7 protein-coding genes are annotated in these 8631 nt (G+C 74.2%); 6 read left to right on the forward strand and 1 reads right to left on the reverse strand.

The genetic code is table 11. The features are described 5' to 3' along the window. Positions 1-42 precede the first annotated feature (42 nt). The 4 genes from HHX37_RS30675 to HHX37_RS30690 all read left to right on the forward strand — a co-directional run bounded on the left by HHX37_RS30675 (position 43) and on the right by HHX37_RS30690 (position 5379). Complete coding sequence (locus HHX37_RS30675; RefSeq protein ID WP_182887671.1) at positions 43-1539, forward strand: serine/threonine-protein kinase; 1497 nt, start codon at positions 43-45, stop codon at positions 1537-1539. Between the two features lie 2 nt (positions 1540-1541). Next, complete coding sequence (locus HHX37_RS35965; protein ID WP_220503283.1) at positions 1542-2975, forward strand: serine/threonine-protein kinase; 1434 nt, start codon at positions 1542-1544, stop codon at positions 2973-2975. Positions 2976-3023: 48 nt separating this feature from the next. Further along, positions 3024-5003: a hypothetical protein gene (locus tag HHX37_RS30685; RefSeq protein ID WP_182887672.1), complete on the forward strand. Its 1980-nt coding sequence runs from the start codon at positions 3024-3026 to the stop codon at positions 5001-5003. A 121-nt stretch (positions 5004-5124) separates the two neighbouring features. Beyond that, positions 5125-5379 (forward strand): hypothetical protein, encoded by a 255-nt coding sequence (locus tag HHX37_RS30690; RefSeq protein ID WP_117408758.1) that lies wholly within the window; start codon positions 5125-5127, stop codon positions 5377-5379. 7 nt (positions 5380-5386) lie between these two features. Here HHX37_RS30690 and HHX37_RS30695 read toward each other — a convergent pair whose 3' ends face one another. Next, positions 5387-5734: a hypothetical protein gene (locus HHX37_RS30695; RefSeq protein WP_182882916.1), complete on the reverse strand. Its 348-nt coding sequence runs from the start codon at positions 5732-5734 to the stop codon at positions 5387-5389. Between the two features lie 380 nt (positions 5735-6114). Here HHX37_RS30695 and HHX37_RS30700 point away from each other — a divergent pair, with 380 nt between their 5' ends. Together HHX37_RS30700 and HHX37_RS30705 are read left to right on the forward strand one after the other, a co-directional pair. Further along, positions 6115-7326, forward strand: coding sequence for an ROK family transcriptional regulator (locus HHX37_RS30700; RefSeq protein WP_182887673.1), 1212 nt, complete (start codon positions 6115-6117; stop codon positions 7324-7326). Positions 7327-7501: 175 nt separating this feature from the next. Next, positions 7502-8398 carry a hypothetical protein gene (locus tag HHX37_RS30705; RefSeq protein WP_182887674.1) on the forward strand — a complete coding sequence of 299 codons (897 nt, stop codon included), beginning with the start codon at positions 7502-7504 and terminating at the stop codon, positions 8396-8398. The last annotated feature ends 233 nt before the right edge of the window (positions 8399-8631 follow it).

Genomic DNA, 8631 nt, shown 5'->3' on the forward strand with positions numbered 1-8631 from the left:
AATCGTGCGGTGGTCGATCACGCTTTCGCTATTCTCCCCGTTATGGCCGAATCGCTGGGGGAGCCACTGGCCTCGCGATACCACCTGCTGCGCCCATTGGGCTCCGGCGGCATGGGCCGGGTATGGCTGGCCAGGGACCCGGTGCTGGACCGCGAGGTGGCGGTCAAGGAACTGCGCCTCCCGGACGGCCTCGGCGACCGCGAGCGGGCCGAGCTCGTCGCCAGGGTCATGCGTGAGGCCGAGGTCACCGCGCGGGTGCGGCACCCCGGGATCGTCGCGCTGCACGACGTGCTCGTCCAGGACGGCAGGCCGTGGATCGTCATGGAACTGCTCCGCGGGCGGGATCTCGCCGCGCAGGTCGCCTCGTACGGGCCGCTGCCGTACCGGCAGGTGGCCGACCTCGGCGCGCGGCTCCTGGACGCGCTGTCGGCCGCGCACGCGCAGGGCGTGCAGCACCGGGACGTCAAGCCGGGCAACGTCTTCCTGTCCGCCGACGGCCGGGTGGTCCTCACGGACTTCGGCATCGCCCGGCCCGCCGGCCAGGCGTCGATCACTGAGGCGGGGCTGCTCGTCGGCTCGCCGGGGTTCATCGCGCCCGAACGGCTCGCGGGCGACCGCGGAGGCCCGGCGGCCGACCTGTGGTCGCTGGCGGCCACGCTCTACACGGCGGTCGAGGGCGTCCCGCCGCACCAGGGCACCCAGGCCGAGGTGATCGCGGCGACGCTCACCCGGGACCCCCGGCCGCCGGTGCTCGCGGGGCCGCTCGGCCCGGTGCTGACGCGGATGCTGGCGCGCGACCCCGCGCACCGCCCGGACACGGGCGCGGCGCTCGCCACGCTGCGCCGGATCGCCGACGGCGGCACGCCCGGCCCGGAGGCCGGCGCCCCCGCCGGGCCCGTACGCCGCCGCCGGTGGTGGATCGCGGCCGTGGCCCTCGCCGTGGCGGCCGCCGCGGTGCCCCTGACGGCGTACGCGCTGCGGGACGGCGAGCCCGGCCCGCCCCCGCCGCGGGTCTCGCCGGTCTTCACCCGTGCCGTGGACCTGTGCCGAGCGCTGTCCGGCGCGCAGGTGCGCCGGTTACTGGGCGCCCCGGCGGACCCGCACCCGGAGAAGGCGGGCTGCCAGTGGGCCGTCACGGGCGCGGGCGTCGAACTGGGCGCCGAGACCGACTCCGACACCCCGGAACCCTGGGCGCTGGACCTGGCCTCCGCGCGGACGCTCATGCAGGGGCTCCGCCGCCAGTACGCCTCGGGGCCGCGCGACGGCGACCTCATCTGGTACGAGGTCGGGCTCAATCAGAAGACCCAGGTCATCGAGTCGGCCGCGCGGGACGTGCCGGGGCTGGCCGACGAGGCCTTCGCCGTGGACGTCACCACACCGGAGGGCACGGCGAAGGCCGCCTGGGTGTACTTCCGGCTCGGCGACCTCGTGGCCGTGCTGCGGTACGCCCACCTGGACGTGACGTCCCCGGCCGGACTGCGGGACGAGGCGGTCGCGACAGCCCGGTCGGCCGCGGGCGGCCTGAGCGGGCTGGCGTAGCCGTGGAGGTGCTCGCCGGGCGGTACCGCCTCACCGAACGGCTCGGTGAGGGCGGCGGCGGCACGGTCTGGCGCGCCCACGACGAGCTGCTGCGCCGCGAGGTGGCGATCAAGCAGCTCCGCATCCCGCCGGACCTGGACGACCGGCGGCTCGCCGAGTTCCTCGGGCGGGCCGTCGACGAGGCGCGTGCGGCGGGGCGGCTCAGCCACCCCTCGATCGTGACGATCCACGACGTCGTCGGGCACGCCGGCCGGCCGTGGATCGTCATGGACCTGGTGCCCGGCCGCTCCCTCGACAAGATCATTCGAGAGTACGGGCCGCTGCCCTCCGAGCGGGTCGCGGAGATCGGGCTGGCCGTGCTCGACGCGCTGGAGGCGGCCCACTCGCGGGGCGTCCTGCACCGGGACGTGAAGCCGGCCAACGTGCTGATCGGGCCGGACGGCCGGGCACTGCTCACCGACTTCGGCATCGCCGCCCCGATGGGCGAGGGCGGCGCCTCCTGGCGCAGCTCGGCCGGGTCGCCCGCCTACATGGCGCCGGAGCGGTTCCGGGACGAGCCCGACGGGCCCGCCTCGGACCTGTGGTCACTCGGGGCCACGCTCTACACGGCGGCCGAGGGCGAGACGCCCTTCCACCGTCCCACTGCCGCCGCGCTCGTCGCCGCCGTCCTGCTCCACGAGCCCCCGCCGATGGCGCGGGCGTCCCGGGTGCTGGCCTGGATCGTGCGCGCTCTGCTCGACAAGGACCCGGCGCGGCGCCCGCCGCCCGAGGTCGTACGGCAGGCCCTGCGCGCCGCCGCCGCGCCGCCCGCCCCCGCCGTACGGACCGCCCGGTCGTGGCGTCTGGCCGTCGTGGCGGCCCTGGTGATCGTGACCGGCCTGGCGGCGGGACTCGGCGCCTGGCTCCTGACGTCGGGACGGGACGAGGGCGGCGGACGCTTCGCCGCCGTCCCCGACGCCTGCCGCAGCCTCACCGACGCGCAGATCCGCGACCTCCTCGGCGCGGCGCCCCGCCCGGAGCCCGCGCGGGGCCAGGGGAGCGAGGGCGGGGGAGGCGGGCGGCAGGGCGGAGACGGCGGGGACGGCGTGAGCGGTTGCGCGTGGACCGAGCGCGTCAGCGGGCACACGGGGACGATCACCGTCGGCTTCCGGCTGCCCGGCGACGGCGCGGGCGAGGCGGCCGCCGCCCGCGACCTCGCCTCGGAGCGCGCGGCCCGGGGCGCCGCGGCGCGCGACCGCCCGGGGATCGCCGACGAGGCGTTCGCCTGCGACACGGCCGACCCCGGAGCCGGGACCACCGGCGCCACGGTCTGGTTCCGCCTCAGCAACCTCGTCGTCGAGGTGGCCTATCGGCGCACCGGCGGCCCGGCGGCCACCCAGGCCGACCGCGGCACCGCCGAGCGCGCCGCCGAACTCGTCGGCATCGGGCTCGGCTGAAGTCGCCCCCATTCGACCCTCCCGTTCGCACCCCCTGTAGGAGACGAGATGACCAGCGGTGACGACAGGCCCGTCGGCCCCGGCGGGATCCCGCCCGAGGACCGGCCCTCGCGAGGCGGGCCGCCGTACCCGCCGCCCTACGGCCCCGCCCAGCCCGGCCCTCCACAGGGCCCGCCGCCGGGCCCGCCGCCGGGTGGGCAGCCTGGCCCTTACCCCGGTGGGCAGCCCGGCCAGCACCAGGGCCCTCCGCAGGGTCCGCCGCCGGGTCCGCCGGGTGGTTATCCGGGTCCGCCGCAGGGTCCGCCGCCGGGCGGGCAGCCTGGCCCTTACCCTGATGGGCAGCCCGGCCAGCACCAGGGCCCTCCGCAAGGGCCGCCGCAGGGCCCTCCGCAGGGCCCGCCGCCGGGCGGGCAGCCCGGGCCCTATCCCGGTCCGCGGCCGGACGCCTCACCCCCAGGGCCGCCCCCGCCGCAGCAGTACCCGCCGCAGTACTCCCAGCCGTACCCCGGGCAGTACCCGCAGCAGTCCGGCCCGCCCTCGCAGCAGTACGGGCAGGCGCCGTACCAGTCCGGACAGCAGCAGTACGGCCAGTACGGCCAGTACGGGCAGGGGTGGCAGGCGGTGACGCCGCCTCCGCCGGAGTTGTGGCAGATGCCGACGCAGCCGTCGGCCCCGCCGCGGCGGGGATGGGTGCTGCCCGTGGTGGCGGTCGGAGCCGTGCTGCTGGTGGCCGGTGGCACCTTCACCTTCATGACCGTGCGGCAGGGCTCGACCCCCTCCCGGCCGGTGGCGACCCCGGCCCGGCCGGTCGCCTCGTCCGCCACGGCCCCGCCACAGGCGGCGGCCGCGGACGTGTGCGCGATGCTCGACCCCGCCGAGGCAGAGCGCCTCGTGCCACGTGCCGAGATCAACTCGTCGAGCAACGACAACCGCGGCGGCACCCTCGTCAGCTACGTCCGGTGGACCTGCGAATGGGTGAACCGGAACATCTCCTACAAGGACGTCACCCGCAGGCGCGAGATCACGGTGAACGTGTCCAGATTCGACGCGCTCGGGACGACCACCGCCGAAGAGGCGGCGCGCGTCCAGTACAACGGGGAGCTCAGCCAGTACAAGTACGGCGCGACCCACTCCGACAAGGAGCACTACTACTCGAAGCCCAGGGAGTTCCGGGAGATAGGGAACGGAGCCGTCGCCCGCTACCAGTGGACGCGGGAGGGCAAGGAGTACTGGTACTCGTTCGGCGAGGGGGCCGGCCGCGTCGGCGACGTGTACTTCCAGGTGAAGTTCGAGGCGAGCCAGAAGAAGAAGGAGGCGGACTTCCTGTCGGCCGAGTCCACCCAGTCGATCACCGAGGAGAACGCCCTGCGCGAGGTGAAGGGACTGCTCGCCCAGGTCGCGAAGTCGGTGACCGCCTGGCGGGCGGGGCAGCCGCTGCCCTACCACGCGCGTCCCAAGCCGAGTCCCTCGCCGTCGCCGTCGCCGACCCGCATCCCCTTGCCGAAGGCCTGCGTGAACCTCAAGACGCTGGCCGCCGGCCTGGTGCCGGCGACCGAGGGCGCGGCGGCGCGGAGCAAGGAGGGCAACTCGATCGTCACGCAGTGTCAGTGGTGGAACGACGCGCTTCCGCTCGGCGGCGGCAAGGTCCGGTGGCGCAACCTGCGCATCGCCGTGCACACCTTCTGGGATGCCGAGTCCGCCCGCTACTACCTCGTCGACGAACGCTCGAAGACCAAGTTCACGGAGAGCAGCCGGATCGGCGGCATCCGGTGGGGCAAGGTGGAGAAGCTGAGCGGCTTCGGGCAGGACGCCTTCGGCCAGGCGATCCGGCAGCGTACGGACACGGCCCAGTCCAACCGGTACGAGATCTACGCGCTCGACGGCAAGACCGTCGTGTGGGTGTTGTTCGGCGGTAGCGACCGTCCGGAGAAGACGCCGATCAACGCGGCCGGTTCCGAGCTCATGGACCCGAAGGAGGCCGCCGCCGGGGCCAAGTCGGTGGCGAAGGCCCTGCTCGACGCCCTGTGACGTGATGCCCTGGCGACGTCATGCCCTGTGACGTGGTGGCCAGGTGACCTGGGATGGCGGTGTTCGTTCGGGATCGCGCGGGTATCTCCCCCCTCGACCGCGAGTCGACGGGGGGACGACCATGGCTACGTGTGAGGTATGCGGCAACGACTACGACATGGCCTTCGAGGTGCACACCCAGGGGGTGGTGCACGTCTTCGACAGTTTCGAGTGCGCCATCAGCCGGATGGCTCCCGTGTGCGAGCACTGCGGGTGCCGGATCGTGGGCCACGGCGCGGAGTACGACGGCCGCTGGTTCTGCTGCGCGCACTGCGCCCGGCAGGAGGGCGCGACCAGGATCGTCGACAGGGAGGTCACCGGGGCCGGCATGCGCTGACCGGTGGTCACGGTTCGAAGGCGACGAGGCGGATGACGAGGAATCCCTCGCCTTCGGGCTTGGGAGGCAGTGTCGCACCGGGCACGGCCTCGAACACCTCCGGGTGCTCGTCCCGGGTCACCACCCCGAACAGGTCGTCCGGCGAGGCGACGCCGAGCCTCAGCGCGCGCCTCGCGACGGCGTGGACACCACCGCCCGCCTCCAGTTCGGCGGCGACCGCCTCCGCCGCCGACCGGCTGGACACGCGCAGGCGCGCCACCCGCGCCCGCTGTGGAGGGGCCGACCTGGCACGGAGATAGTCTTCGATCTCCCACACGAGTAGTTCGCCGAGATAGTGCGACTTATCCCTCTTCACGATGACCAGGGTCGCCTGTCGCGTTTGCTTCTCGTTTGCACTCCGGTTGCCCCACGAACCGCCGGCACCAGTCCGGCACCGGGCCGGCATCGGACCCCCCGGCCGGGCCCGCACCGGGCCATGGCGTCGGCTCCGGCCCGCACACGTGCGGCGGCGCGGCCCCTGGATTCACGTGCCGCCTCACGGTAGGCTTTAGTTAGTTCCATAGCCAAACAAATGCGGAGGAGCGGGGTGCCACCAGGGTACCGGGGAGGCGCTGGGACCGGTGGCCGGCGCCGAGCCGCGCGTCACGGAGCCGGAGTGGCCGTCCGTACCGTCCATGTCATGTCGGATTGCGCGCAATTGCGGCATGATGAGCCCAAGCGGGAACGAGGCGGACAGTGATCACTTCGCACAACGGGCCACAGCCGGCCGACTTCACGGACGTACGGGCGACCAACCTCGCCGTCGTGCTGCGGTTCGTCCGTGAGAACGCCCCCTGCTCCCGCGCCGACATCGCCGCCTCGACGGGACTCAACAAGGCCACCGTGTCCAGCCTCGTCGCCGACCTCATCGACCGGCGCCTGCTGCGCGAGACCGGCCTGACCGAGCACCGGGTCGGCCGCCCCGCCACCATGCTCGTCCTGGACGGCTCGCCGTACGCCGCGATCGGGATCGAGATCAACGTCGACTACATCACGGCGGTCGCCGTGGACCTCAAGGGCGAGGAACTGCTCAACTGGCGGCGCTCCTTCCCCGGGGGGACCTCGGGACCGGGGCAGGCCGTCGTCGCGATGGCGGCGCTGGCCCGCCGGGTCGTCAGCCGGATGACCAAGGAGGCCCGTCAGGTGCTCGGCCTGACGGTGGCCGTCCCCGGCCTCGTGGACGTCGACGGCATCGTGCGGGTCGCCCCCAACCTGGGCTGGCGCGACGCCGACCTGGCCGGCGACCTCTCCAAGGCGCTGCGCGACCCCGGCTTCCCCGTGCTGGTCGACAACGACGCCAATCTCGCCGCGCTGGCCGAGCACCGTTTCGGTCCCCACCGCAACGCCGCCAACCTCGTGTACGTCACCGGCGAAATGGGCGTGGGCGCGGGCATCGTGCTGGACGGCCGCCTCCGGCGGGGCGGGCAGGGCTACAGCGGCGAGATCGGGCACCTCGAACTCGACCCCGCAGGGCCCGTCTGCCGCTGCGGCCGCCGCGGCTGCCTGGAGGCCGTCGCCGGAGTCGGCGCGATCCTCGCCCACACGGCTCCCGACGCCTCGCCGTCCGATCTCGAACTCGAGATCGACGAGGTCGTACGGCGAGCGCGGAACGACGACCGGGAGGTCCTCGCACTGCTGGAGAACCTCGGACGCCACCTCGGCCGGGGAATGGCGGCCGTGGCCAACCTGCTCAACCCGGAGGTCGTGATCCTCGGCGGCTACTACGTGCCGCTCGCCCCCTGGCTTGTCGGGTGCGCCGAGGAGGAGATGTACGGAAGGGTGCTCGCCCCCGGCGGGGGCGGCTGCCGTCTGGAGGTCTCCACCCTCGGGTACGGCGCCGCCGCGCTCGGGGCGGCCGCGCGGGTGCTGGACTCGGTCGACTCCGGCCGCCTGCCCGCCCAGCGCTGACCCGCGCGCAGCCGCCGCCTCCTGCCGACGCCAATGCCCCTGCCCCTGCCGCCTGCTCTGCCGTCTGCCATGCCGGAGCGGCATCGGCCGGTGCGGAAGCCGCTCCGATGTCGCGGGGCGGCGAACCAAGCGGGTGGGTGAGGCGTCGAATGAGGTCACACCGAGGAATTGGAAAATGATGAACACTCGCCTGCTCTCCGCCGCCGTGCTCGCCGCCGCGCTGGTCGCTCCCGTGGCCGCCGCCGCTCCGGCCGGGGCCGCCGCGCCGAAGCCCCTCACCGGGGTCGCCGTCTACATGTCCCCGAGCGGCTCGATCAGCCGGTACGAGCCGGGCAGGGGCTTCGCGAAGACGGGCACCAGGCCGCCGATCGGCCAGTTCTCCGCCTCCCCCGACGGCCGGAAGGTCGCCTACATCGGCGAGGGCGGGAAGGTGCGGGTACAGATCGGCCGCACGGTGAAGACGGTGGCCAAGGGCGCCCGGTATCTGGGGCCGTGCCTCACCCCCGCCTGGTCGCCCGACTCGGCACAGGTCGCGTTCGTGACCGAGGGGCGGGGCGAGGACGGACGGGTCGTCGTCGTCAACGCGGACGGCACCCACCGCCGCACCGCCGGCAGCACGCGCGGTGTCTGTCACCTGACGTGGTCCGCCAACGGCCGCTACCTCGCCGGGTACGCCGGGACGACCGAAGGCGTCTATCGGTTCGACCTCAAAACCGGCAGATCGATCAAGGCCAGGGGCATCGGCCTCGCCAACCACGTGCAGAGCCTGTCGCCCGACGGGATGAAGGTCGTCGTGGCGCCGCTGTCGCGGAACGCGCCCGCGGGCGACGGCTCCTGGCCGGAGTACTTCTCCCCGTCGGTCGTCGACATCGTCACCGGGAAGAAGGTCCCCATCCCGGTGAAGGGCTCGCTGATCGGCGCCTTCTACCTGCGGGACGGCCGCCTGGCCGTCCGGGTCGCCGGACGCACCGCCAACACCCTGGTCGTGCTGGACGCCGGCGGCAGGCAGGTGCAGCGCCTGGCCGAGCCGGCCGCCGCCAAGCGGCAGGCGCTACTGCAGATCGTCCGCTGACCGGCCTCCCCAGGCGGCCACGGAGCGGCTGACGCGAAACCCTCACCCGGAAATCCTCACGCGGGGCAGGTCGGCCAAGCGGCGTCGTCCACCAGCGCGTACGCCGCGGCGAGCAGGCCGGGCGACGCGAGCGCCGCGTCGCCAAATCCACGGGCGCTGAACAGACGGGCGCGGACCCCGGCCGGAAGTACGCCGGAGCGGGACGCGGCGCCGGGCGCGGAGCATGGCGACGG

The sequence above is a fragment of the Microbispora sp. H10885 genome, assembly GCF_014161415.1.
In the GTDB taxonomy this organism is placed as follows: Bacteria; Actinomycetota; Actinomycetes; order Streptosporangiales; family Streptosporangiaceae; genus Microbispora; species Microbispora triticiradicis.

Coding starts and splice junctions, on each gene's coding strand:
- HHX37_RS30685 (WP_182887672.1), top strand. CDS start 3,024: ATGACCAGCGGTGACGACAGGCCCGTCGGCCCCGGCGGGATCCCGCCC.
- HHX37_RS30675 (WP_182887671.1), top strand. CDS start 43: ATGGCCGAATCGCTGGGGGAGCCACTGGCCTCGCGATACCACCTGCTG.
- HHX37_RS30690 (WP_117408758.1), top strand. CDS start 5,125: ATGGCTACGTGTGAGGTATGCGGCAACGACTACGACATGGCCTTCGAG.
- HHX37_RS30705 (WP_182887674.1), top strand. CDS start 7,502: ATGATGAACACTCGCCTGCTCTCCGCCGCCGTGCTCGCCGCCGCGCTG.